We start from the raw sequence: 25,065 nt of genomic DNA on the forward strand, positions 1-25,065 counted from the left end.
TGCCGAATTCGCGTCAACACCTTGACGCGGCCTGCCTATAATGGCCGCCTCGATCAAGGAGTGACGACATGAGCGGTCCGGCACGGCGGAAGCGGTGGGGATGGGCGGCGGCTGTACTGGCAGGAGGCCTGTTGCTGGGCCTGGCCGGCTGCCGCAACGACAGCGGGCAGCTGCCCAAGGCCAGTGGTGAAGCCATCACCACCCAGGCCGAGCAGGTGAAGGAATTCACCCTGCTGCGCGCCTACCCGGACCAGAAGAATGACGGCCTGTCGCTGGCGCTGGAGTTCTCGCGCCCACTGGTCGGCACCCAGGATTTCGACAAGCTGGTGCGCTTCGAGGAGAAGGTCGGCACCGACGACAGCAGCTGGACGCTGTCCGATGACGGCCTGACCCTGCGCTATCCGTTCGTCGAGGCCGGCAAGGAATTCAGCCTGGTGGTCTCGCCCGACCTGCTGGCCGCCGATGGCAGCCGGCTGGGCAAGGAACTGAAGCAGAAGGTGTTCAGCGGCGAGCTGAAGCCGGTGGTTGGCTTCGCTTCGCAGGGCAGCGTGCTGCCGGCCAAGGACAGCCGCGGCCTGCCGGTGGTCTCGGTGAACGTGCCGGAGGTCGATGTCGAGTTCCTGCGCGTGCGCGAGAAGGACCTGCCGACCTTCTTCAGCCAGTACCAGCGCGGTGGCCGCCGTGGCAGCTGGGAGCTGAGCAGCGACTACGAGCGCAGCCCGATCAACAAGCTGGCCGAGCCGGTCTACGTCAACCGCTTCATTCTTGGCGGCAAGAAGAACGAGCGGGTGCTGACCTACCTGCCGACCCAGGACATCAAGGAACTGCAGGAGCCGGGCCTGTACTTCGCCCTGCTCAAGCGCACCGGCGACTACGAAGGCGAGTTCGATACCGCGTTCTTCTCGGTCAGCGACATCGGCCTGCATACCCGTGCCTACAAGGACAAGCTGTTCGTGCACACCGCCGGCCTGAAGGACGGTGCGCCGCTGAAGGGCATCGACCTGCGCGTGCTGGATGCCAAGGGCGAGGTGGTGCTCAAGGGCAGCACCGACGGCAATGGCAATGCGCTGCTGAACTACACCCTGGATGCCACCCACGTGCTGGTCGCCAGCACTGGCAAGGACACCAGCTTCCTGCCGTTCAACCAGCCGGCGCTGGATCTGAGCGAATTCGCCGTGGCCGGCCGTGACAACGCGTGGTTCGACGTCTACGCCTGGTCCGGCCGCGACCTGTACCGCCCGGGCGAGACCGTGCGCCTGTCCGCGCTGCTGCGCGACAACGACGGCAAGCCGGTCAAGGCGCAACCGGTGTTCCTGCGCCTGAAGCAGCCCGACGGCAAGACCTTCCGCGAGACCCGCCTGCAGCCGGGTGGCCAGGGCTACATCAACTTCGAGCAGGTGATCCCCGCCGAGGCGCCGACCGGGCGCTGGCAGGTCGAGTTCCGCACCGACCCGGCCAGCAAGGAAGCGATCCAGGGCATGACCCTGCGCATCGAGGAGTTCCTGCCCGAGCGCATGAAGCTGGACCTGGACAGCGCGCAGAAGACGCTGAAGCCGGGCGAGGACCTGCGCCTGCAGGCCAATGGTGCCTATCTGTACGGGGCACCTGCCGATGGCAACCGCTTCACCGCACGTATGGCGGTGGCCGCCGAACAGACGCCGGTGGAAGGCCTGCCGGGCTATTTCTTCGGTGACCCGACCCTGCAGCTGCCGCGCGAGGCCAAGGACGTGATCGACACCACGTTGCCGGGCAACGGCCAGCTGCGTGAGGATGTGGCGCTGCCGGAAGAGGCGGCCAAGGCCAAGGCACCGATCGCCGTGGTGCTGTCCGGCAGCCTGTATGAAACCGGCGGCCGCACGGTCACCCGTACCCTGAAGCGGGTGATGTGGCCGGCCAATGCGCTGGTCGGTGTGCGCCCGCTGTTCAACCCCGAGGATGGCGCCGATTCCAACGGCAATGCACGCTTCGAGCTGATGCGCGTGGATGCCGCCGGCGCGCCGCAGCCGGCCAAGGGCCTGAAGATCACCCTGGTGCGTGAACTGCGGGATTACCACTGGACCTTCAACGATAACCGCTGGGACTACGACTTCACCCGCCGTTTCGAGAACAAGGAAACTCGCACCGTCGATGCAGGCAGCAGCGCGGTCGCCTTTGATTTCCCGGTGGAGTGGGGTGAGTACCGGGTGGACGTGTTCGATCCGTCCACCGGCCTGACCAGCCGCTACCCGTTCCGCGCCGGCTGGAGCTGGGGCGATGACAACCGTGGCCTGGATGCACGCCCGGACAAGGTCAAGCTGGGCCTGGACAAGACCGGGTACAAGGCCGGTGACACCCTGGAAGTGACGGTGACCCCGCCGCACGCCGGCAAGGGCATCCTGATGGTCGAGACCGACCGCATGCTGTACGTGCAGGACATCGAGGCCAAGCCGGGTTCGACCTTCAAGATTCCGGTCACTGCCGACTGGGAGCGCCACGACGTCTACATCACCGCGCTGGTCTTCCGTGGCGGTAGTGCGCCGAGCAAGATCACTCCGGCCCGTGCCGTGGGCGTGGTGCATGTGCCGATGGACCGCAAGGGCCGCACCGTGGCCGTCGGCCTGGCAGCGCCCAAGCAGATGCGACCGGAACAGGACCTGCCGGTGACGGTCAGCGCACCGCAGCTGGCCGGCAAGGTGGCGCACGTCACCGTCTCGGCGGTGGACGTGGGTATCCTCAACATCACCCGGTTCCCCGTGCCCGACGCCGGTGCGCACTTCTTCGCCCAGCGTCGCCTCGGCATCGATGCCTACGACATCTACAGCCGGGTGATCGAGAGCTTTGACGGCGGTGCCGGCAAGCTGAAGTTCGGTGGCGACATGGCGCTGCAGGCGTTGCCGCAGGCCAAGCGCCCGACTGCGCGCGTGCAGACCGTGGACCTGTTCTCCGGCCCGGTGCAGCTCGATGCCAAGGGCATCGCCCGCATCCGCCTGAAGGTGCCGGACTTCAACGGCACCCTGCGCGTATCGGCACTGGTCTACAGCGATGACCAGTACGGCAAGCGCGACGTGGAGACTGTGGTGCGCGCGCCGATCCTGGCCGAAGCCAGCATGCCGCGCGTGCTGGCCCCGGGTGACCGCAGCACCGTGACCCTGGACGTGCAGAACTTCACCGGCAAGCCGGGCCAGTTCAATGTGAAGGTGGAAAGCGAAGGCCCGCTGAACCTGGGCGAGGGCAGCCGCAGCGTGCAGTTGAACGCCGATGCCAAGACCACACTGAGCTTCCCGTTGTCGGCACGCGAGGGACACAGCGTGGCCAAGGTCCGGGTGCGGGTGGACGGCAATGGATTCAAGGCCGATCGCCGCTACGACCTGCCGGTGCGTGCGGCGTGGCCGCAGGTACTGCGTTCGCAGGTGCGCACGCTTGATCCGCTGGCCGCAGTCAGTCTCGACAACAGTCTGACCGATGGCCTGATGTCCGAGTCGGTGAATGCGCGCCTGCTGGTCAGCCCGCTGCCGCCGATCCCGTTCGCCAGTGCGCTGCAGGGCGCGCTGAACTACCCGTACGGCTGTGCCGAGCAGACCACCAGCAAGGGCTACGCCGCGCTGATCCTGGACCAGGCGACGTCGTCGATGCTCGGAGCGGACGGGCTGGATGCCAAGACCCGCCGCGAGCGCATGGAAGGCGCGTTCGGTCGCCTGGCGTCGATGCAGGTGGCCAACGGCAACTTCTCGATGTGGGGTGACGACGGCTACGTGAACCCGTGGCTGACCCCGTACATCACCGAGTTCCTGCTCGATGCCAAGGACGCCGGCTTCGCCGTGCCCGACAACGTGCTGCAGAAGGCGCTCAACCGGCTCAGCGAGGATCTGCTGTCCGGCGGCAACCAGTTCTACGGCCAGGATGACCGCGAGAAGCTGAGGTTCGCCAACCAGGCGTATTCGGGCTACGTGCTGGCCCGGGTCAACCGTGCGCCGCTGGGTACCCTGCGCACGCTGTACGACAACGAGCGCAGCAAGGCGGTCGGTGGCCTGTCGCTGGTCCATCTGGGCGTGGCGCTGTCGCTGCAGGGCGATGCCAAGCGTGGCCAGGCCGCGTTGGCCGCAGCCTTCGCCAAGTCCAGCGGCGAACGCCCGTCGTACTTCGGCGACTACGGCAGTGCGATCCGTGATGACGCGCTGATGATCGCACTGACCCACGAAAACAAGCTGGCCAAGCCGGCCTGGGATGCGCGTGCGGTCGATCTTGGCCGTGGCCTGGATGCGCGCCGCAATGCCGGCTGGATGTGGCTGAGCACGCAGGAACAGGTGGCGATTGCCCGCCTTGGCAAGGCGCTCGCCGCCAATCAGAAGGCGCTGGTGGCCGGTGAACTGGTGATTGGTGGCAACACCGAAGCCATCGGCGAACGCAAGCTGTTCGGCCGCAACTTCAGCGCCAGCGAACTGGCCAGTGGCGTGCGCTTCACTCCGCAGGGCCAGCCGCCGATGTTCGCCAGCATCGACGTGGCCGGCATTCCGCGCAGCGCACCGGCGCCGGACAACAGCGTGCTGGGCGTGGAGCGCAGCTACTACGGCACCGATGGCAAGCCGTGGTCGCCGCGCCCGCTGAAGGAAGGCGAAGCACTGATCGTGCGCGTCACCGTCACCGCCGACACCACGATGCCCGATGCATTGCTGACCGACCTGTTGCCGGCGGGCCTGGAGATCGAGAACTTCAACCTGGGCGATGCCAAGCAGTGGGCCGACGTGGTGGTCGATGGCATCACCATCAGCGACCGCGGTGAAGCCGCCGATACCAAGCACGAGGAGTTCCGCGACGATCGCTACGTGGCTGCGCTGAAGCTCTCGCGTGGCAGCAAGGCCAACGTGTTCTACCTGGTACGCGCGGTGACCCCGGGAACCTACTCGGTGCCGCCGCCGCTGGTGGAGGACATGTACCGGCCGCAGCTGCGCGGCGTCGGCCGCAGCAACCCGACCACGATCACGGTGGTACAGCCGTGACCGCGCGGACGGGCCGCGACGGCGCGGCCCGTCCTGCTGGCAACCTGCAATGAAAGACGCAATGAAGACCCGGCTGGCGGCCCTGCGCCGCCGGCTGCGGCCGCTGTGGCCGTGGTTGCGCTGGGGCACGGCCGCGACGCTGGCGCTGCTGCTGGTGCTGGATTTCGCTTTCCCGCCGCCGCTGCCGAAGCAGCGCGACACCAGCACCCTGGTGGTGGCCGCCGACGGTACGCCGCTGCGTGCGTTCGCCGATGCCGAGGGCGTGTGGCGCTATCCGGCTTCGATCGACAGCGTCTCGCCGCTGTACCTGCAGGCGTTGCTGACCTACGAGGACCGCTGGTTCTGGCGTCATCCGGGCATCAACCCGCTGGCGATCCTGCGCGCCAGCGGCCAGTTGCTGCGCGGCGGTCGCATCGTTTCCGGTGGCTCGACCCTGACCATGCAGGTCGCACGCATCCTCGATCCGCATACGCGTACGCCCTGGGGCAAGCTCAAGCAGATGCTGCGCGCAGTGCAGCTGGAAGTGCATCTGAGCAAGCAGCAGATTCTGGCCCTGTATCTGGAGCGTGCGCCTTACGGCGGCACCATCGAGGGCGTGGAAGCGGCCAGCTGGGCCTACCTGGGCAAGCCGGCGGCGCAGCTGTCGCATGCCGAGGCCGCGTTGCTGGCGGTGCTGCCGCAGGCGCCGAGCCGGCTGCGCCCGGACCGTCATCCGGAAGCGGCGCAGAAGGCGCGTGACAAGGTGCTGTCACGCATGGCCGAACTGGGTGCGTGGACACCGGAAGAAGTAGAAGACGCGCGCATCGAGAACGTGGTCGCACGTTCGCTGCGGCCGCCGCTGCATGCGGCATTGCTGGCGCAGCGGCTGCATTCAGCGCAGCCGGGCAAAGCGCGCATCCAGAGCAGCATCGATATCGGCCTGCAGCGCACGCTGGAAGAGCGCGTGGCCAGCTATTTCTCGACGCTGCCCGAGCGCACCTCGGCGGCCCTGCTGGTGGTCGACAACCAGACCCTGCAGGCGCGTGCCTACGTTGGCACGCTGGCGTTCGGTGACCGCCAGCGCTTGGGCCACGTGGACATGGTGCAGGCCTGGCGTTCGCCGGGGTCCACGCTCAAGCCGTTCCTGTATGCAATGGCGCTGGATGATGGCCTGATTCATTCGGAAAGCCTGCTGGTCGATGCGCCGCAGAGTTTCGGCAGCTACCGCCCTGGCAACTTCGACATGGCCTTCAATGGACCGATCGGCGCTTCCAGTGCGTTGCGCCTGTCGCTCAACGTTCCCTCGGTGGATCTGCTGCAGCGGGTGGGCGCGGCGCGCTTTGCTGCGCGGCTTTCGCACTCCGGCATCCAGCTGCGGTTCCCGCCGGGCAGTACGCCCAACCTGTCGCTGATCCTGGGCGGCACCGGCGCACGCCTGGAAGACCTGGTCGGCGCGTTCGCTGCGCTCAATCGCAACGGCATCGCCGGACGTGTGCGCTACACAGACGACGAGCCGATGATCGAGCGGCGCCTCGCTTCGCCCGGTGCAAGCTGGATCGTCCGCGAGATGCTGGAGTCGAATCCGCGCCCAGGCTACAGCGTCGGTACGTTCGATGTCGGTGGCCGCCCGCGTGTGGCGTGGAAGACCGGCACCAGTTACGGGTATCGCGATGCGTGGGCCATCGGCAGTACCCGCCACTACACCGTGGGCGTGTGGGTGGGGCGGCCGGACGGCACGCCGTTGCCGGGCCAGTATGGTGCGGTCACCGCACTGCCGCTGATGTTCGAAGTAGTGGACAGCCTGCCGCGCCAGCGTGGCGATTCCGCTGCTGCACCGATGCCGGCCAGTGTCAGCCAGGAAGATATCTGCTGGCCGACCGGCGAACGTGCCGAGGGCCTGCCTGCGGCACTCTGCCAGCGGCGGATGTCGGCCTACCTGCTGGATGGCGCAGCACCGCCAACCTTCCCCGAGCGCGAGGCGCGACGCTGGCAGCCGGGGCGGCAGCGTTACCTGGCCGACGCGCGGACCGGTCTGCGTGTATCCGCTGATTGCCGTCTGCCGCATGAGGAAGTCGCGCGTGAGATCGCGCGCTGGCCGGCGCTGTTGTCGCCGTGGTTGTCCAAGGCCACGCGCGAGGCCTCGCAGCTGCCGGCGCTGTCGCCGGACTGCCGCGACGATGGGCGTGAGGCCAGTGTCGCGTTGCATGTGGACGGGCTCAACGACGGTGCCACGCTGGCGCGCGCTCCGAATTCGGAACATGGCGTGCGCCTGCAGCTGCGCGCGCTGGGCAGCGAGCAGACGGTGGACTGGTTGCTGGATGGACGCTGGATCGCACAGACCCACGGCGCGCAGTTGATGCAGCGCGAGTTCGCCGAGCCGGGCGCGCACACCCTGACCGCGCTGGCGGCAGATGGCGCGTGGACGCAGGTAAGGTTCAACGTCCTCCGGTAGATGCCCACCTTGGTGGGCGTTCTGCCACGTGCCAACCAAGGTTGGCACCTACCAGAGCACGAAGGTGTCGTTGGCGTTGGACCGAGCGCCAACCAAGGTTGGCACCTACCGGATCATTCTCCGATCCACCCGTCCAGCAGGTCGGCAAACTCGTCGGCGTGTTCCTCTTCCTGCGCCAGGATCTCTTCGAGGATGCGCTTGGTGGTGGTGTCGCGGTCGCCGATGAAGTTGATCATCTCGCGGTAGCTGTCGATGGCAATCCGTTCGGCCACCAGATTCTCGCGGACCATGTCGCGCAGGTCGCTGCCTTCCTTGTATTCGGCATGCGAGCGCGTGGTCAGCGTATCCGGGTTGAGATCCGGCTCGCCTCCGAGCTGGACGATGCGCTCGGCCAGCTTGCCGGCGTGCGCCTGTTCCTGCTGCGCGTGCTCGAGGAACTCGGCCTTGACCGCGTCGGCCAGCATGCCCTTGGCCATGAAGTAGTGCCGGTAGTAGCGCAGCACGCACACGTATTCGGTGGCCAGTGCGTCGTTGAGCAGCTTGATCACCACCTTGCGGTCGGCGCTGTAGCTGCCGGTGATCGCCCCGTCTTCGATGTTGCGCCGGGCGCGTTCGCGCAGGGTCTTGCGGTCACTGATGCCGGGCACCTTTGCGGCGGGCTTTGCGGTTTTGGCTGGCTTGCTGGACATGGCTGGCCGTTTCCTCTTGCGGTGGGGAATCAGGTGGGCAGGTGCTCCAGCACGTACTCGGCCGAAGACACCTCGAACTGGCCCGGCTGTTCGATCCAGGCCGCACGAACCACGCCGTCGACCACATACAGGGCGAAGCGGCGCGATCGGATGCCCATGCCCGAGGCGCTGGCGTCAAGCTCCAAGCCAAGTGCGCGGGTCAGTTCGGCATTGCCGTCGGACAGCATCAGCAGGCCGTCGGGCACGCTCTGGTCGGCGGCCCAGGCCTTCATCACGAACGGGTCGTTGACGGCCATGCAGTAGACGTCGATGCCGCGCTGGCGGAAGGCCTGGAACTTCTCGACGTAGCCGGGCAGGTGGCGCGCCGAGCAGGTCGGGGTGAACGCGCCGGGCACGGCGAACAACACCACCTTGCGCGCGTCGAACAGCGAATGCGTATCGAGCGTTTCGATGCCCTCGCGGATGCGCTTGAGGGTCACTTCCGGAATGCGGTCGCCGACATGGATGGTCATGGGGAACTCCTTGCTGGGGCAGGCTAGTGGGCCGGATGGGACAGGGGCGTCAAGACATTGGAAAACCGGTGTGCAGGCCCCATCTTCAGGCTTTGCGGCAGGGGCTTCCAGCCACAGCCTGGGGCAGGGCGATGGCAGCCGCATTGCGCAGGATCAGTCGGCCTCACCGACGCCGCACGAGGGGCGGCGTAGCATCGCCGGCGCGTAGAATGAACCCGGGGCGGCGCCACCGGCGCTGCCGAAGCGAATCGAGGTAGCTGGATGGAATTCAAGGATTACTACGCCACCCTGGGGGTGGAACCGAGCGCGGGCGAGGCGGAGATCAAGACCGCCTACCGCCGGCTGGCACGCAAGTACCACCCGGACGTCAGCAAGGAGGCCGGGGCCGAAGACAAGTTCAAGGCGGTCAACGAGGCCTACGAGGCGCTGCGTGACCCGGAGAAGCGCGCGGCCTATGACCAGCTGCGCGCGCAGGGCTACCGCCCGGGCGAGGAATTCAACGTGCCGCCGAACTACGGCGGTGCCGGTGGCTTCAACTTCGAGGAGGTGTTCGGCGGCGGTGGCCCCAACGGCGGCTTCAGCGACTTCTTCGAAAGCCTGTTCGCGCGCCAGCGTGGCGGTGGCGGCGCTGGTCCGGGTCCGGGCTTCAGCAGCCAGGGCCACGCACCCAACCGCGACACCCGCGCCAAGCTGTCGGTACCACTGGAAGCGGCCTACAGCGGCGACAGCCTGCGCATCACCGTCAACGGCAAGCAGCTGGATGTACGCGTACCCAAGGGCATCCGTCCGGGCCAGGTGATCCGCCTGGCGCGGCAGGGCAACCATGGCGGCAACCTGCTGCTGGAAGTGGAGTACGCCGCCCACCCGCAGTTCGAGGTCGATGGCCGCAACATCCTCTATACGCTGCCGGTCACCCCGTGGCAGGCCGCGCTGGGCACCAGCATCAGCGTGCCGACCCTGGGCGGTGCGGTGGAGCTGAAGATTCCGGCCGATTCCGATGCCGGCCGCAAGCTGCGCCTGCGCGGTCGTGGCCTGCCGGGCAATCCGGAGGGCGATCAGATCGTTGAGATCGAGATCGTGGCCCCGGCTGCGACCGACGAGGCGCAGAAGAAGGCCTACCGCAATCTGGCCAAGGCGTTCGGCGAGTCAATCTGAGATGGAATTTGGTGGGTGCGGACCTTGGTCCGCACGCCTTCCGGTCGTTCAAAGCGTGCCAACCAAGGTTGGCACCTACCAGGGCAAGCTCAGCCCTGCCCGGCGAACACGCGCTCCAGCACCTCGGACAGTTCGTCTTCCGAGAACGGCTTGGTGATGTACGCCTTGGCGCCTTGGCGCATGCCCCACATGCGGTCGGTGTCCTGGTCCTTGGTGGTCACCAGGATCACCGGAATGTGGCGGGTGGCCTCGTCGCGGGCGAGGGTGCGGGTGGCCTGGAAGCCATTGAGGTTGGGCATCACCACGTCCATCAGGACCAGGTCGGGCAGCTCGGCCTTGGCGGCTTCGACCCCGGCAGCGCCATCGGTGGCGGTCAGGATCTGGTGCCCGAGCTTCTCGACGATGCGCTGTATCCCCAACAGCTGCGACGGTGAGTCGTCGACGATCAGAATGCGTGCCATGTTGTTCCCCATGTAATGCCCGCAGTGTAGTGCGGGCCCATTACCGGTGGGAGGGCCGCCTCTGCCGTCCGTCGCCTGCCTGCGACGTTCAGTCGATCCGCACCACGGTGCGGCCTAGCGAGCCACCGGTCAGCATCCGATCGAACACGGCGGGCAGGCCATCCAGCCCCACCTCGGCGGTGCAGATGCGGTCCAGATGCTGCGGCTTCCATTCGCCGCCCAGGCGCGACCACACTTCTTCGCGCAGCCCGCGCGGTGCATTGGCCGAGGACACGCCGAGCAGCGAGACGCCGCGCAGGATGAACGGCATCACCGTCATATCCAGCGCTGGGCTGGCCGCCAGACCGGCACTGACCACGCTGCCATAGGGCACGGTCTGCGCCAGCAGGCTGGCCAGCATGTCGCCTCCGGCATTGTCGAGGCCTCCGCCGAAGCGGGCCGATTGCAGCGGGGCGGTGTCGGCCAGTGCGTCACGTGGCAGCACCTCGGTGGCGCCGATGCCGCGCAGGAAACCGGTCTGTTCGGGTTTTCCGCTGACCGCGTGCACGGTATAGCCGGCACGGCTGAAGATCGACAGCGCCAGCGCGCCGACACCACCGCTGGCGCCGGTGACCGCCAGCGGGCCGAGTTCCGGGGTCTGCCGGTTGTCCTGCATGCGCAGCAGGGCCAGGGCCGCCGTGAAGCCGGCGGTGCCCAGCACCATCGCCTCGCGTGGGGTCAGCCCGGTCGGCTGGGCGATCACCGCACGCGATTCCAGGCGCACATACTGGCTGTAGCCGCCGTCGCGGGTCTCGCTGAGGCCGCAGCCGGTGGCCAGCACCGCGTCGCCTTCACGCCAGTCCGGATCGGTGCTGGCGACCACGGTGCCGGCCACGTCGATGCCGCCCACCAGCGGGAAGCGGCGCAGGATCCTGCCTTTGCCGGTGCCGGCCAGGGCATCCTTGTAGTTGACCGAGGACCAGTGGGCGCGGATCAGCACCTGGCCGGGGTTGAGGTCGTCGACATTGAGCAGGGCCAGGCCACTACGGTAGCCGGCGTCGTCGTTTTCGATGCGGAAGGCGGTGAACGGGGTGGTGGGGGCCATCGGCGTTGCCTGACTTCGAGGAAAACGCCACCTTACCCCGTTGCCCCCCTTTCGATCCTGCCGATCCGCCCCATCTTGTATGATCGGTAATGGTTTCACGGCTGGTGGTGCGGGAAGGGCCCGCGCCGCAGCCCAAATCTTGATGGAGCGTGCATGGCCTGGAATACACCCGGCGGCAACAAGGGCGGACAAGGCCCCGAGGACAATCGACGCGGGCCGTTCGGGTCGCGCGGCGGTGGCAATGGTGGTGGCTGGGGCGGACTGCCCGGGCCGCTGAAAGACCTGTTCGACGGCGGCATCATGCGTTGGGTGGTGGCGGCTGTCGTGCTGCTGGTGCTGTTCTCCAGCTTCCAGCTGATCGGCGAACAGCAGCGTGGCGTGGTGCTGCGCTTCGGCCAGTTCTCGCGCATCCTGCAGCCCGGCCCGAACTTCAAGCTGCCGTGGCCGATCGAATCGGTCACCAAGGTCAACGCCACCGAGATCAAGACCTTCTCGATCCAGGTGCCGGTGCTGACCCGCGACGAGAACATCGTCAACGTCTCGCTGAACGTCCAGTACCGCATCGACGACCCGCAGCAGTACCTGTTCGGCACCGTTGATGCCAACCAGGTGCTGGAGCAGTCGGCGCAGAGCGCGGTGCGCGAGGAAGTCGGCCGTGCCGACCTCAACGCGGTACTGAACAACCGTGGCCCGCTGGCCGTGGCTGCCGAAGAGCGCCTGCAGGCGCTGCTGAAGGCGTTCAAGACCGGCCTGACCGTGACCGGCCTGACCCTGCAGGACGCCCGTCCGCCGGAAGAGGTGAAGCCGGCCTTCGACGAGGTCAACGGTGCCCAGCAGGTCAAGGAACGCCTGATCAACGAAGCCCAGGCCTACGCCGCCAAGGTCGTGCCGGAAGCCCGAGGCCAGGCCTCGCGCGCCCGTACCACCGCCGAAGGCTACAAGCAGGCCGTGGTGTCCAAGGCCGAGGGTGACGCGCAGCGCTTCAGCCTGTTGCAGGCCCAGTACAAGGACGCCCCGGAGGTGACCCGCAAGCGCCTGTGGCTGGAGACCGTGCAGCAGGTGCTGAGCGAGAACCGCAAGGTGATCGGTGGCGATGGCCGCCAGCTGATCTACGTGCCGATGACCGGCGATACCCGTCCCAGCACGTCGGCTCCGGCCGCAGTGGCCAACCCGGACGTGGTGATGCCGTCGCTGCCGGGTGCAGCGGCGGAAGCTTCCCGTGATCCGGGTCGGCCGGTGGGCCGCCCGACCGGGCGACCGAGCGGCCGTGAGGAGGGCAGCCGATGAAGAGTCCTATCTGGATCGCCGTGATCGTGGCGGTGGTGCTGGGCCTGCTCGGCTCGGTGTACGTGGTCCGTGAGGACCAGACCGCCATGGTGCTGAACCTGGGCAAGGTGGTGCGTTCGGACATCAAGCCGGGCCTGCACTTCAAGGTGCCGGTGGTGGAAACGGTGAAGGTCTTCGACCGCCGCTTCCAGGTGCTCGACACCGCGCCGGCGCGCTACTTCACCGCCGAGCAGAAGGACGTCAGCGTCGACTTCTTCGCCATCGGCTACATCTCCAACGTGGGTGACTACTTCCGTGCCACCGGCGGCGATCCGCGCATCGCCAACGCCCGCCTGGCACCGATCATCACCGACTCGCTGCGCAACCAGATCAACTCGCGCACGCTGCAGCAGCTGGTTTCCGGCGATCGCAGCGAGCTGATCGCCGAGCAGCTGAAGGGGATCAACGAAGCGGTGGCTGGCCTCGGCATGCAGATGATCGACCTGCGCATCAAGCAGGTGGACCTGCCGACCGACAGCCAGGTGATCAACGACGTGTACGAGCGCATGCGCGCCCAGCGCAAGCAGGAAGCGGCCAAGCTGCGTGCGGAAGGTGAGGAGCAGTCGCTGACCATCCGCGCCCAGGCCGACCGTGACAGCACCGTGCTGATCGCCGAGGCCGAGCGTGATGCCCAGCGCCTGCGCGGTGAAGGCGATGCCGATGCGGCCCGCATCTACGGCAAGGCCGGCTCGGCCGACCCGTCGTTCTATGCGTTCTACCGCAGCCTGGAGGCCTACCGTGGCTCCATGACCGACGGCAACGGCGTGATCGTGCTGGACAAGAACGACCCGTTCCTGCAGTACCTGAAGAACGACCGCTGAGGTCGCAGGGCAGTACCCCACGGGGCCCGGCCAGTTGCCGGGCCCCGTGCTTTTTCCGGAGTCCCCCATGAAAGATCTGTTCGCCGCCGTCTGCCTGGTGGCGGTGCTGGAAGGCCTGTTCCTGTTCGTCGCCCCGTTCGCCTGGAAGCGCATGGCCGAGCGCCTGCTGGACCTGCCCAGCCCGGCCCTGCGCAGCTTCGGCGGCCTGGTGCTGCTGGCCGGCCTGAGCCTGCTGTGGTGGGTGCGGCATTGAAAGGGTAGTGCCGGCCGCTGGCCGGCAACCCGGGATTGCCGGCCAGCGGCCGACACGACCGGGCGGGGCGGCTGACCGGTCGGTGAAGCCGTCCGTCGGAAAGGTGGCACCCGACCCCGGAAACCCGGATAATGCACAAAAGCCGGACGGGCCTCCCCGTTCGGCTTTTTCCGTGTCTGGGCCTTCCATCGCCGGCCGCTCCCCGTTTGGAGCCGCCCTCCAGGTGCTGGCCAGCCCCGCCACGGTTTACCCGTCCGCGGCCCCGATGGCCGCAACATATGAGGAGCCCGTCATGGGTCAGTCTGTCGTAGTGCTTGGTGCCCAGTGGGGCGATGAAGGCAAGGGCAAGATCGTCGATCTGCTCACTGAGGAAATCGGCGCCGTCGTGCGCTTCCAGGGCGGCCACAACGCCGGCCACACCCTGGTCATCAACGGCAAGAAGACCGTCCTGCACCTGATCCCGTCGGGCATCCTGCGTGACGACGCGCTGTGCTTGATCGGCAACGGCGTGGTGATCTCGCCGGCCGCGCTGCAGAAGGAAATCGCCGAGCTGGAAGCCTCCGGCGTGGAAGTGCGTTCGCGCCTGAAGATCTCCCCGGCCGCGCCGCTGATCATGCCGTACCACATCGCCCTGGACCAGGCGCGCGAGCGCGCTGCCGGTGGCAAGGCGATCGGCACCACCGGCCGTGGCATCGGCCCGGCCTACGAAGACAAGGTGGCGCGTCGCGGTATCCGCATCGCCGACCTGCATTACCCGAAGCAGCTGGAAGAGCTCCTGCGCACTGCGCTGGATTACCACAACTTCGTGCTGACCAAGTATCTGAACACCGATGCGGTCGATTTCCAGAAGACCTTCGACGAAGCGCTGGCCTTCGGCGAATACGTGCAGCCGATGAAGTCCGACGTGGCCGGCATCCTGCACGACCTGCGCAAGCAGGGTAAGCGCGTGCTGTTCGAAGGCGCGCAGGGCGCGCTGCTGGATATCGACCACGGCACCTACCCGTACGTCACCAGCTCCAACACCACCGTCGGTGGTGCGCTGGCTGGTTCCGGCGTCGGCGCTGATTCGATCGACTACGTGCTGGGTATCGCCAAGGCCTACGCCACCCGCGTCGGCGGCGGCCCGTTCCCGACCGAGCTGGACGACGAAGTCGGCCAGGGCATCCGTGACCGCGGCGCCGAGTACGGTGCCTCGACCGGCCGTCCGCGTCGCTGCGGCTGGATGGACATCGTCGCGCTGAAGCGCGCCGTGGCCATCAACGGCATCAGCGGCCTGTGCATCACCAAGCTGGACGTGCTGGATGGCATGGAAAAGCTGAAGGTCTGCATCGCCTACGAATACAACGGCAAGCGCACCGAGTACGCGCCGCTGGACGCACAGGGCTGGGAAGACTGCACCCCGGTGTACCTGGAGTTCCCGGGCTGGAGCGAGAACACCCACGGCATCACCAACTGGGACGACCTGCCGCCGGCCGCACGTGCCTACCTGCGTTCGCTGGAAGAGCTGGCCGGTTGCCCGATCAGCATCGTCTCCACCGGCCCGGACCGCGACCACACCATGGTCCTGCAGGATCCGTTCGCCTGAGGTAGCGCCGGGCGCTGCCCGGCGTAGGTGACAGGAAAAGCCCCGCGCAAGCGGGGCTTTTTCGTTACTGTGTCGCCAGGGCCAGCGGGGAAGCGACGCGATGACCAGGATGTCAGCGTGAAGGGCACGACGGTGATACGGGTCACCCTGTGGGTGTTGTGGAGCCTGTGGGGCATCGCCTGCCTGGTACTGGTGCTGGGTGCGGCTGCCAATACCCTGGCTTCACGCACCCAGACGGTGCCGTTGGTGCTGAGCCCTGGCGCAACCGCCCAGTTCACCGTCTACCGCCTCATCGATGATCAACTGCGGCTGCGGCTGCGGCTGCGCTATGCCGCAGACGGTACTGAAACTGACCCTGAAGTGCTGCTGCGCATCGATACTCCCACCGATCATGGAGACTTCCGCGCAGGAGAGCGTTCGGGAGTGGACGGGCAGGGCATCAATCGCAGGCTGGCATCGGTTGAATCCAGCGGCCTCATGGCGTCCTACTTCGGCTATGGCCGCGGCGACGCATTGCCACGCGGACGCTCATGGCTGCGGGTAACCGTGCTGGAGGTGGACCCGGCGCTGGCGGGGCACCCGGCAGAGATCGAGCTGCAGCCACCGCTGGATCTGCTGAAGCTGACCGACCTGGATTACCTCTGGCTGTGGCCGTTCTTCTTCTGGAAGATGGCGGCGTTGCTCCTGCTGATTCCAGGAGCCGCGCTGGCTGTTTTCACGCTGACCTTGCGGCGCAGGCACAGGAACTTGTTTCAATAGTTCCTTGCAGCGGAACATGAACCGCAACACCGTGCTGCGGCTTCTACATTTGATCGCATTGGAAGGGGCCTGCCTTCTCGCTGTCCCTTTTGTTGAATTCACTACGAAGTCACAGCCGGCCTATCAGATCTTCCATGAAATCGTTGGCTGACATTTCGATTTTATTCAAATGGAATCGATTGAGTAATATTTCTTCCATGGGGTCTGCGATTGGAGAAACCATTCTTCCTTCAAGGCTCTCTGGTCTTTGAGAGAGGATTTCAGGGATGAGTCCATCGCGAAGTCCGTGACCTATCACCGTTACTGGGTTCTTCCGTATGAGCTGCTTTACCATCATGACAAGCTCTGAATTCACATCCATGGCTGCTTCTTGTTGAGTCAGGCGCAGCGATTTTGATGTGTCCAAGCTTCCTATAAGTTTGTAGATTGGCAGGTGGTTTCCAACCTGGGGGAGAGGCTCGCCTGGAAGCATGACGATGTATGGAATGCCCTGCTGCTCGCAAGCCTGCTCGAACAGGCTGTCGAAGTTGGTGGTAATGATTGCGCTGAAGTACGTCACCGAGTGCTTGTGAGCAGATGTCGGCTGAGGGTTTCCTAGCCCTTCCATTGCTTCCACCAACCGCCTAATCAGTTGTTCTTTGCCGAATTTATGGGTGTAGAACTCGGCAACATCACTGAAGTTGAACCGCTCCGATTGGCTCGGTTGATCCCAGATTTCGTGAGAAAGTAGGCCGATCAGAAGCGATGCAGTGGGCATTCCTGCGGCAATGGACATCCCTGCTCCAGCAATTAGGACATCCTTGTTGGTGAAACGGTTTGAGGTGGAGAGCGCCGGGCGTGGGATTGACCTCGGCTGACGGTGGGGATACGGCGGGTTCTTGAGGAACGTATTTCGGAGAAGATCGATGATGGCGGCGCCAGCAAGCTCTGAAAGCTCGTCCGCAAAGTCGAATTCCTGTCGAAACGCGCCATCGGACCATTCGGAAACTTCGCGACGGAAATCGTCCCGGGAAGTGTCCGCAGGGAGGCCGTACCTGAGTCGCTTCTGGAACGGAAGAATGATCTTTCCAAGTTCCTTCGCATGGTCGTACTCAAGGTGCGTAACTGATTTTCCCAGGTTGGCCCCATGGCCGCTATTCGGCACCCAGCCATATCTGTCGCCCAAGATGAGAATCACAATCTGGCAGCTTTCTATTTCGCCTTTGATCCTATCCCAGCTGTTGAGGCCAGAGGGAGGCATGGCTTCAGCATTTACAGGTTCAATGCCAAGCTCTTTGAGCCTCTTGGCAACGAGCCGTCTTTCGTTCACAAGATCATCCATGGTGCTGCTGATGAAAGCTCTGAGTGTCATTGGGAGCGCTGGATGTGGAATCCTTGGACTCTAATATAAATCCCCGGGAGGAGGGGGTGATTTCTGCAGGTTCCCGGGGTGAAGTTGCACTGACCGGCAGTTCGAGTGTCATGTGTCTGCAGCATGATGTTCCCGTTGCGAAAATTCTCCTTTCGAGTGGGATTGGGGGATTGCTAGACGCCAATGCACGGGTGGCGAGCGATTCGCTTCTGGTCCTGATGATGGTAGTGGGTGCTTGGAGGAGCTTGGAGGTTCCGGGGAAACTGTATCGTTGCTGCGAAGCGCCTGGAGCGAAGAGTGCGTGGAAGTGAGATTTGCTAAAGCTATGGCTGCACAGCGCCGCTACCTCTTCATTGGACGGCCGGAGGAGATAGGACATGTTGACGTGCGGACGATGATGGTGAAGTTCGTAAGGTGGATGGAGCTCAAGGACCCCAGTGGTCGCTTTCGGTTCATTCTGAGCATGGGGCTGGTAATTGCGGCGGCACTGCTGCCACTGTTCAGGGCGTGGATCCCCTTGAATGTGACCCTTTGGATTGGGATGCCGCTCATTGCGGTCAGCTATGCCAGCTTTGGTTTTATCAGTCACAGATACGTTCGGTATACCCGAGAGCAGCTTGTCGCCGCTCCTATGGTTTTTGTGTCGACTGCCATTCTCTTGATTATTGTGTTCACCGGTTACTACATCGCTTTTCCGATCGCAATTTCGACTCGGGATGATGTGCCTATCTCTGGAAATCTGACTTCTGCGGTTTATTTTTCTACTGCAACGTTCACGACGCTTGGCTATGGCGACATCGTGCCGGCGAACGATCAGGGGAGATGGGTGGTAATGCTGGAGTCATTGCTGGGAATGACTCACATGGTCCTTTTTATCCTGAACTTTCTCCGAAATGTCGACTTTAGCCAAAGTGAAGATGGCCGTGAAAAGTAGCTTGTCGGATGATGCCGGCTTGGTCGTCAGCGTCCCGGGAATCATCTGGCCCTTCACTTTTATGAATGAATCTGGGAGGGAAATGGCGGTCCATATCAAGTGCAGCAGTACATGTGCCGATAGGGCCACATCCCCCCGTTTTGGATGTACCCATGAACTACTTGAGGAACGTCAGGGTTGCCTGGCGTCTTGGGCTGGGCTTTGGCCTGTTGCTGCTGCTGGTCGCCGCCGTGGTGGCCACCGGCGCCACCGCCAGTGTCGTGCAGAAGCGCGCGATGCAGCAGGTGGTCGACGTCAGCGTGGCCAAGGTGCGCCTGCTGTCGCAGATGCTCGATGCCAACAACCAGATGATGGTCGTGCGCCGCGAGATGCTGATCCGTCAGGGCGAAGACCGCGGTAGTGACGAGCAGCGCATTGCCGACCTGGTCAAGCGCTATGAGGCCAGCTGGACCGCCTACCAGGCACTGCCCAGCGACGCCGACGGCAAGGCCATCGCTGAAACCATCGCGGCCAAGCGTGCCATCGCGCGTCCGCTCAACAAGCAGACCAGCGAACTGATGGAGCAGGGCGATTACCCGGGTGCCGTGGCGCTGACCCTGGGCCCGGTGCAGGAAGCGGCCAATGGCTGGAACAAGGCGCTGTCCGATGGCGTGGACTTCGAAGAGAAGGAAAGCCGCGATGCAGCCGCCGAGGCGATCCGCCTGGGCGAGCGTAGCCTGCTGCAGCTGCTGGTGCTGGGCGGCGTTGCGCTGCTGGTCGGCATCGGTGCCTCGGTGATGATCGGCCGCAGCCTGACCGGTCCGCTGGCCCGCGCGGTGAACCTGGCCGAGCGCCTGTCCAAGGGACAGCTGGACCAGGAGTTCCGCCTTGGCGGCCGCGATGAACTGACCCAGCTGGGTGAAGCCATGGCCAGCGTTCGGCAGAGCGTGCAGGCGGCGATCGGCGCGCAGCTGCAGATGGCCGAGCAGCATGAGGCCGGCGCAATCCGCTATCGCATGGACGCCAGTGCCTTCCCCGGTGATTTCGGCCGCATGGTGCAGGCCACCAACAGCCTGGTGGAATCGCACGTGCAGGTGGAACTGCTCATGGCCGAAGTGATGCAGCGTTACGCCATTGGTGACCTCAGCCGCGACCTGCCGGACTACCCGGGCGAGAAGGGCACGCTGACCCGCACCCTCGCCGCGGTGAAGCAGAGCCTGATGGCGATCAACGCGCAGATCGATGAACTGGCCCGTGCCGCGCGCGCCGGTGATTTCAGCATGCGTGGCGATGCCGCTGCGTTCCAGTACCAGTTCAAGGCGATGGTCGAGCACCTCAACGGCATGATGGCCAGTTCGCAGGCCAGCATCGCCGATGTCTCCGATGTGCTGCGCGCGATCTCGCACGGCGACCTGACCGCACGCATGGACGGCGAGTACGACGGCGTGTTCGCGCGCATGCGCGACGACGCCAACACCACCACCGCTCAGCTGACCGGCATCGTGCGTGGCATCCAGGTGGCTGCCGACAGCATCAACAACGCGGCGCAGGAACTGGCCGCCGGCAACAACGACCTGTCGCGCCGCACCGAGCAGCAGGCAGCCAACCTGGAAGAAGCGGCTGCATCGATGGAGGAACTGACTTCCACCGTGCGCCAGAATGCCGAGCTGGCGCGTCAGGCTGACAGTGAAGCGCATGCCGCCGGTGCCGCCGTGCGCGAGACCGAGCAGGCGATGGCACAGATGGCGTCGGTCATGGGTGAGATCGACCAGTCCTCGGCACGCATCTCGGAAATCTCCACGGTGATCGACGGCATCGCGTTCCAGACCAACATCCTGGCGCTGAATGCTGCAGTGGAAGCCGCGCGTGCAGGCGAGCAGGGCCGTGGCTTTGCCGTGGTCGCCAGCGAAGTACGCACGCTCGCGCAACGTGCCGGTGTCGCCGCCAAGGAGATCAAGGAACTGATCGAAGACGCTGCCGCCAAGGTGAAGAGTGGCCTGGCGGTGACCGTCGAATCGGAAGCCGCGATTGCGCGCGTAGCCCAGGCGAGTTCGCGTACCACCCAGCTGATGAGCGACATTGCAGCGGCCAGCAAGGAACAGGCCGCCGGTATCGAGCAGGTCAACCAGGTGGTGGTACAGATGGACCAGGTGACCCAGCAGAACGCCGCGCTGGTGGAAGAAGCCACCGCCGCCAGCCGCGCGCTGGAAGAACAGGCGCATGCACTGACCACGTCGGTGTCGGTGTTCAAGGTGGAAGGCGCAGCGGCTTCAGCCGTGTCGCGTCGCGCAGCCTGAGCAGGCTGCTGATCCGGTGACAGGAATGCGGCCGCCTTGGGCGGCCGTATTTCCATTGCCTGCCCAGACAGAGGGACACACCGTCATCATTGTTCAAGGACACTGCCGAGCATGGCCCCCACGGCATACAGCACGGCCAGGGTAGGGGGCATCACCAGAAGGTAGACGGTCGTCCAGGTCTTTCCGGAAAGCCACCCACCCATGCCGATGACGTCGAGTGCTGCGGTCTGCAGCATCACCGGCAGCTGCATGAGGATGTAGACACTCTTGGGATCGCTGTTGGCCTGGGCATCGAGCACCAGCCAGGCGGTCAGCGCGAGATAGAGTGTGCATATGGCAATGCCGGTCCAGCTGAGCCAGCGTGGCTTGCGCATGCCGCCTTGTCCGTTCCGTCGGGACCATCAGCGTAGCGCCGCGTGCGCCGCCGTGCACTTCCTTGGGTCGAGCCAATGAGTGAAGCTGCAGGCAGGGAGCTGTGCGAAGAAACCTGAAGGGTGATCAACGTGATGAATGCTGTGATGCTGCCGGTCGTGATGCTGCCGGGCCTGGATGGCACCAGCCTGCTGTCGGCACACTTCGTGGAGGCGATGCAGGCGCGAGGCATCCAGATGCAGGTGCTGCCGTTGCCCGCGCGGGGGCAACAGGACTACACCACGTTGGCGTCGATCCTGCGCCCGCAGCTTCCCGCATCTCCTTTCGTGCTGCTGGCCGAATCGTTCGCCGGGCCACTGGCCATCGAACTGGCGGCGGCTGGGTTGCCTGGATTGCGTGGGTTGGTACTGAGTACGACCTTCGCACGGCGGCCGGTGCCGCTGCCTGCGGCAAGCGCACGGATACTGGCTCCGGCGTGGCCGTTGCCGCCACTCGCGTTGATGGCCCGGCTGCTGCTGGGGCAGTGGCGGACGCGCGCGAACCTGCGCGAGCTGGGCCTGGCAATCACGCAGGTACCGGCTGCAACCCTGCGCCAACGTGCTGCGGCGACACTGCAGGTGGACGTTCGTGCACTGCTGCCGGAACTCGTGTTGCCGACGCTGTGCCTGCACGCCACGCAGGACCGCTTGCTGTGGCCGCCCAGCGTGGCCGAGCTGCAGGCCCTGTTGCCCGATGCCCGCCATGTGTCGTTGGAGGGCCCACATCTGCTGCTGCAGGCGCGCGCTGACGCAGCGGCAGCCGAAGTTGCCGCGTGGATGACGACGTTGTCGCACTGAACGGTGCGCTCAGCTGCAGGCGCGGGTACGTGCCGCTTTCTTCGCCGCTACCTTGCGCACGGTCTTCTTCGCCGCACGGGTCTTCGCTGCCTTCTTCGCGGCAGCACTACGTGAGGCGGCGGTGCTGGTCTTCTTGACCACCGTTTTCTTTGCCGCCGTCTTCGCGGCCGTCTTGCGGGCAGGCGCCTTTTTGGCCGCCGCCTTCTTCGCCACCGTGCGCCCACTGCCGCTGCGCTTGCCGCCGCCATCCTGCTTGTTCACGGTGGCCCAGGCAATGCGTTCGGCAGTGCTTTCGCTGGCACCGCGCTCGCGCTCGCTGTCCTCGATGTGCTCGGCCTGGCGCTTCTGCTTTTCGGTATAGGCGGACTTGTCACCGCGGGGCATGGCCGGTTCTCCGGTCGGGGCTGGCCCCCACGGTGGTCCTGGCGGCGTTAAGCGCAAGTCCCGCAAGGGTGATCGCACCGGCAAGGGGCCTCGGCTATGCTTGTGGCATGCGAGTCGAGCCCGCCGACATCGAAGCCCTGTTCGACGCCATCCCGGATGTGCTGTTCTTCATCAAGGACCTTCAGGGGCGTTACACCCACGTCAACCAGACCATGCTGCGGCGGCTGGGCCTGCGCGCGCGCAAGGACGTGATCGGGCGCACCGCGGCTGAAATCTACCCGACCGGCCTCAGTGCGGACTACGTCGACCAGGACGCCCGCGTGCTGTCCGGCGAGGTGATCGAGAACCTGATGGAGCTGCACCTGTTCGCCAACCGCGAACCGGGCTGGTGCCTGACCTGCAAGCGCCCGCTGGTGGTCGATGGGTCCATCGAGGGCCTGATCGGCATTTCCCGCGACCTTGGCCAGAAGGACAGCCTGGGCACCCAGTACGAACAGCTGCGGCTGGCCCTGGCCCACCTCAATGCGCACTACGCCGAGAACGTGCGCATGCAGACCCTGCTCGACATCACCGGCTTCTCGCTGTCCAAGCTGGAGCGCAGTTTCCGCAAGGTGTTCCAGATGACCCCGCAGCAGGTGCTGACCCGGCTGCGGATCCAGATGGCCATGCACCTGCTGCATGGCGACGACAGCATCGCCTGCATCGGCCAGGCCTGCGGTTTCAGCGACCAGAGCGCCTTTACCCGCAAGTTCAAGGCTGAAACCGGTTTCTCGCCGCGCGCCTACCGTGCCCGCATCGGCGGCAGTGTCGGCGAGCCAGCACTGGCCTGAGCGGCCTGCTGCGCTGTGCCTATCCCCGCGGGCATGGGACAGGGTAAGGTGTCGCCCCTGTAGCCCGCCGCCAGCCCCGCCGATGCCCAACTCGATTCCGACCGCTTCGCCGTCCCGCCTCGGACATTCGCTCAAGCCCCGCCAGCTGATCATGATGGGCCTGGGCAGCGCCATCGGCGCCGGCCTGTTCCTCGGCTCGGGCGTAGGTGTGCAGGCGGCCGGTCCGGCGGTTCTGGTGTCGTATCTGGTGGCCGGCGCGCTGGTGATCATCGTGATGAACGCACTGGGCGAGATGGCGGCGGCCAAACCGACCAGCGGCGCGTTCTCGGTGTATGCGGCCGACGCCATGGGCGCCACCGCCGGCGCCACCGTGGGCTGGTTGTGGTGGGTGCAGCTGGTGATCGTGATCGCCGCCGAGGCGGTAGGCGCGGCCGGGCTGCTGGCCACGGTCTGGCCTGCGGTGCCGGTCCCGATGGCAGCGCTGGCGTTCATGCTGTTCTTCACCGCGATCAACCTGCTCGGAGTGAAGAACTTCGGCGAGTTCGAATTCTGGTTCGCCATCCTCAAGGTGGTGGCGATCCTGGCCTTCATCGCCATCGGCGTGGCGCTGCTGATGGGCTGGCTGCCGCAGGTGACCTCGCCGGGCCTGAGCAACTTCACCGAACACGGTGGCTTCGCTCCGAAGGGCCTGGCCGGTATTGGCGCTGCATTGCTGGTTGTCGTTTTTGCCTTCGGTGGCACCGAGATCGTCGCCGTTGCGGCAGCCGAGACCGAAGATCCCGAGCGCAGCATCGCCCGTGCCATCCGCACTGTGGCCTGGCGCATCCTGGTGTTCTACATCGGCTCGCTGAGCGTGATCATCGCCGTCGTGCCATGGACCAGCGAGGCGCTGAAGTCCCCGTTTGCCGCCGTGCTGGATATCGCCCGCATTCCCGGCGCCGGCACCGCCATCACCCTGATCGCGGTGATCGCGTTGCTGTCGGCGCTCAATGCCAACCTCTACGGCGCCTCGCGCATGATGTATTCGCTGGCGCAGCGTCGTGAAGCGCCGGCCGTGCTGGGCTGGACCGATCCGCGCCAGGTGCCGGTGATCGCCGTGCTGGCCAGCGTGCTGTTCGGTTTCGCCGCCACGGTGATGGAGCTGCTGTTCCCGGACCGGGTGCTGCCGGTGCTGCTGAACATCGTCGGTTCCACCTGCCTGCTGGTGTGGACGCTGTCGCTGGTGTCGCAGCTGGTGCTGCGCCGCCGCGCGGATCGCCTGGGTACCCGGCTGCCGTTCCGCATGGCCGGCTTCCCGTGGCTGACCTGCTGCGCGCTGGCGATCCTGGCACTGATCTTCGGCCTGCTGCTGAGCGAGTCGCACACCCGCCTGCAGTTCCTGTCGATGGTGGCGCTGACCGCCACCATCGCCGCCGGCAGCGCCATCGCGCGGCGCATGCGCGAGGCGTGACTGAAGCTGCCGGCCAGCGGCCGGCACTACCACGGAGGCTGCACATCCGCCGTGCCATCCTGATCGTGTGGGCCGTCAGCGGCCCGTTGACCAGGAGTACCGCATGCTGCGCAGTCGCCCCTTCCTGATGTTCACCGGCCAGGCCGAGGCCGCCCTGGCCCTGTACGCCGAGGCCTTCGCCGATTTCCGCCTGCTGGCAATGCAGCGCCATCCGGACGGCGCCGGTGCCGGCGTTCCCGGGCAGGTCCGCCAGGCCATTTTCCTGCTCGGAGGCACCCACTACCTGTGCTTCGACAGCCTGGACGTGCACGACTTCACCTTCTCGCCGTCGATCTCGCTGTTCGTGGAGTGTTCCGGCGCCGAACAGTTCGAGCGTGCCGCGCGCGTGCTGGGCGAGGGCGGCCACTGGTTGATGCCGGTGGGCGACTATGACTTCAGCAACCGCTACGGCTGGGTGCAGGACCGCTTCGGCGTGTCGTGGCAGTTGAGCCTGGGGCAGATGCCGGACCCGTGATCGGATTGTTGTGGGTGTGGACCTGGGTCCACGCGCCCTTATGAAAACGGCCCGCTTGCGCGGGCC

The 25,065-nt window shown here is 65.7% G+C and carries 21 protein-coding genes; 14 read left to right on the forward strand and 7 right to left on the reverse strand.

The genetic code is table 11. The annotated features are described in order from the left end of the window. Nucleotides 1–68: 68 nt before the first annotated feature. Together AC13GF_RS17945 and pbpC are read left to right on the forward strand one after the other, a co-directional pair. Nucleotides 69–4,976 carry an alpha-2-macroglobulin family protein gene (locus AC13GF_RS17945; RefSeq protein ID WP_483005523.1) on the forward strand — a complete coding sequence of 1,636 codons (4,908 nt, stop codon included), beginning with the start codon at nt 69–71 and terminating at the stop codon, nt 4,974–4,976. A 49-nt stretch (nt 4,977–5,025) separates the two neighbouring features. Then, complete coding sequence (pbpC, locus tag AC13GF_RS17950) at nt 5,026–7,407, forward strand: penicillin-binding protein 1C (RefSeq protein WP_483005524.1); 2,382 nt, start codon at nt 5,026–5,028, stop codon at nt 7,405–7,407. 113 nt (nt 7,408–7,520) lie between these two features. Here pbpC and AC13GF_RS17955 read toward each other — a convergent pair whose 3' ends face one another. Both AC13GF_RS17955 and AC13GF_RS17960 read right to left on the reverse strand, forming a co-directional pair. After that, nucleotides 7,521–8,096, reverse strand: coding sequence for a ferritin-like domain-containing protein (locus AC13GF_RS17955; RefSeq protein ID WP_483005525.1), 576 nt, complete (start codon nt 8,094–8,096; stop codon nt 7,521–7,523). Nucleotides 8,097–8,125: 29 nt separating this feature from the next. Continuing rightward, on the reverse strand, nt 8,126–8,608 hold the full coding sequence (locus tag AC13GF_RS17960; RefSeq protein ID WP_032127816.1) for a peroxiredoxin: 483 nt from the start codon (nt 8,606–8,608) through the stop codon (nt 8,126–8,128). A gap of 261 nt (nt 8,609–8,869) precedes the next feature. Here AC13GF_RS17960 and AC13GF_RS17965 point away from each other — a divergent pair, with 261 nt between their 5' ends. Further along, a complete protein-coding gene (locus AC13GF_RS17965) occupies nt 8,870–9,763 on the forward strand; it encodes a DnaJ C-terminal domain-containing protein (protein WP_483005526.1) in 894 nt (297 codons plus the stop codon). A gap of 89 nt (nt 9,764–9,852) precedes the next feature. Here AC13GF_RS17965 and pilH read toward each other — a convergent pair whose 3' ends face one another. Continuing rightward, entirely contained in the window at nt 9,853–10,224 is a 372-nt protein-coding gene (gene pilH, locus AC13GF_RS17970; protein ID WP_126928388.1) for a twitching motility response regulator PilH, read from the reverse strand. Between the two features lie 88 nt (nt 10,225–10,312). Next, a complete protein-coding gene (locus AC13GF_RS17975) occupies nt 10,313–11,308 on the reverse strand; it encodes a YhdH/YhfP family quinone oxidoreductase (protein ID WP_483005527.1) in 996 nt (331 codons plus the stop codon). A gap of 153 nt (nt 11,309–11,461) precedes the next feature. Between AC13GF_RS17975 and hflK the strand changes: the two genes are divergently transcribed. From hflK to AC13GF_RS18000, 5 genes are all read left to right on the forward strand, one after another. Beyond that, complete coding sequence (hflK, locus tag AC13GF_RS17980; protein ID WP_006463285.1) at nt 11,462–12,595, forward strand: FtsH protease activity modulator HflK; 1,134 nt, start codon at nt 11,462–11,464, stop codon at nt 12,593–12,595. After that, nucleotides 12,592–13,455 (forward strand): protease modulator HflC, encoded by an 864-nt coding sequence (gene hflC / locus AC13GF_RS17985; RefSeq protein ID WP_010482785.1) that lies wholly within the window; start codon nt 12,592–12,594, stop codon nt 13,453–13,455. The genes hflK and hflC overlap by 4 nt, the downstream gene beginning before the upstream one ends. A 67-nt stretch (nt 13,456–13,522) precedes the next feature. Further along, nucleotides 13,523–13,708 (forward strand): DUF2065 domain-containing protein, encoded by a 186-nt coding sequence (locus AC13GF_RS17990; RefSeq protein WP_005414170.1) that lies wholly within the window; start codon nt 13,523–13,525, stop codon nt 13,706–13,708. Nucleotides 13,709–14,000: 292 nt separating this feature from the next. Next, nucleotides 14,001–15,293 (forward strand): adenylosuccinate synthase, encoded by a 1,293-nt coding sequence (locus tag AC13GF_RS17995; RefSeq protein ID WP_014038120.1) that lies wholly within the window; start codon nt 14,001–14,003, stop codon nt 15,291–15,293. Nucleotides 15,294–15,410: 117 nt separating this feature from the next. Continuing rightward, complete coding sequence (locus tag AC13GF_RS18000; protein ID WP_483005528.1) at nt 15,411–16,052, forward strand: hypothetical protein; 642 nt, start codon at nt 15,411–15,413, stop codon at nt 16,050–16,052. Between the two features lie 109 nt (nt 16,053–16,161). Here the strand turns inward: AC13GF_RS18000 and AC13GF_RS18005 are convergent, their stop codons facing one another. Next, a complete protein-coding gene (locus tag AC13GF_RS18005; protein ID WP_483005529.1) occupies nt 16,162–17,403 on the reverse strand; it encodes a DUF4062 domain-containing protein in 1,242 nt (413 codons plus the stop codon). Between the two features lie 235 nt (nt 17,404–17,638). On the opposite strand from AC13GF_RS18005, the gene AC13GF_RS18010 reads away from it, so the two are divergent. Beyond that, nucleotides 17,639–18,337, forward strand: a complete 699-nt coding sequence (locus AC13GF_RS18010; protein ID WP_483005530.1) for a potassium channel family protein — start codon at nt 17,639–17,641, stop codon at nt 18,335–18,337. Nucleotides 18,338–18,489: 152 nt separating this feature from the next. Beyond that, a complete protein-coding gene (locus AC13GF_RS18015) occupies nt 18,490–20,613 on the forward strand; it encodes a methyl-accepting chemotaxis protein (RefSeq protein WP_483005531.1) in 2,124 nt (707 codons plus the stop codon). An 86-nt stretch (nt 20,614–20,699) separates the two neighbouring features. On the opposite strand, the gene AC13GF_RS18020 is transcribed toward AC13GF_RS18015, so the two are convergent. Beyond that, a complete protein-coding gene (locus AC13GF_RS18020) occupies nt 20,700–20,987 on the reverse strand; it encodes a hypothetical protein (RefSeq protein WP_049429967.1) in 288 nt (95 codons plus the stop codon). Between the two features lie 132 nt (nt 20,988–21,119). Here AC13GF_RS18020 and AC13GF_RS18025 point away from each other — a divergent pair, with 132 nt between their 5' ends. After that, nucleotides 21,120–21,821 carry a serine aminopeptidase domain-containing protein gene (locus AC13GF_RS18025; protein ID WP_483005532.1) on the forward strand — a complete coding sequence of 234 codons (702 nt, stop codon included), beginning with the start codon at nt 21,120–21,122 and terminating at the stop codon, nt 21,819–21,821. Nucleotides 21,822–21,830: 9 nt separating this feature from the next. Here the strand turns inward: AC13GF_RS18025 and AC13GF_RS18030 are convergent, their stop codons facing one another. Next, on the reverse strand, nt 21,831–22,205 hold the full coding sequence (locus AC13GF_RS18030) for a hypothetical protein (protein WP_483005533.1): 375 nt from the start codon (nt 22,203–22,205) through the stop codon (nt 21,831–21,833). 107 nt (nt 22,206–22,312) lie between these two features. On the opposite strand from AC13GF_RS18030, the gene AC13GF_RS18035 reads away from it, so the two are divergent. The 3 genes from AC13GF_RS18035 (at nt 22,313) to AC13GF_RS18045 (ending at nt 24,999) form a co-directional block, all read left to right on the forward strand. After that, nucleotides 22,313–23,035: an AraC family transcriptional regulator gene (locus AC13GF_RS18035; protein WP_126928399.1), complete on the forward strand. Its 723-nt coding sequence runs from the start codon at nt 22,313–22,315 to the stop codon at nt 23,033–23,035. Nucleotides 23,036–23,117: 82 nt separating this feature from the next. Then, on the forward strand, nt 23,118–24,485 hold the full coding sequence (locus AC13GF_RS18040) for an amino acid permease (protein ID WP_483005534.1): 1,368 nt from the start codon (nt 23,118–23,120) through the stop codon (nt 24,483–24,485). 103 nt (nt 24,486–24,588) lie between these two features. Further along, nucleotides 24,589–24,999 carry a VOC family protein gene (locus AC13GF_RS18045; protein WP_005410627.1) on the forward strand — a complete coding sequence of 137 codons (411 nt, stop codon included), beginning with the start codon at nt 24,589–24,591 and terminating at the stop codon, nt 24,997–24,999. The last annotated feature ends 66 nt before the right edge of the window (nt 25,000–25,065 follow it).

The sequence above is a fragment of the Stenotrophomonas sp. 22LJNL06-5-1 genome, assembly GCF_056861455.1.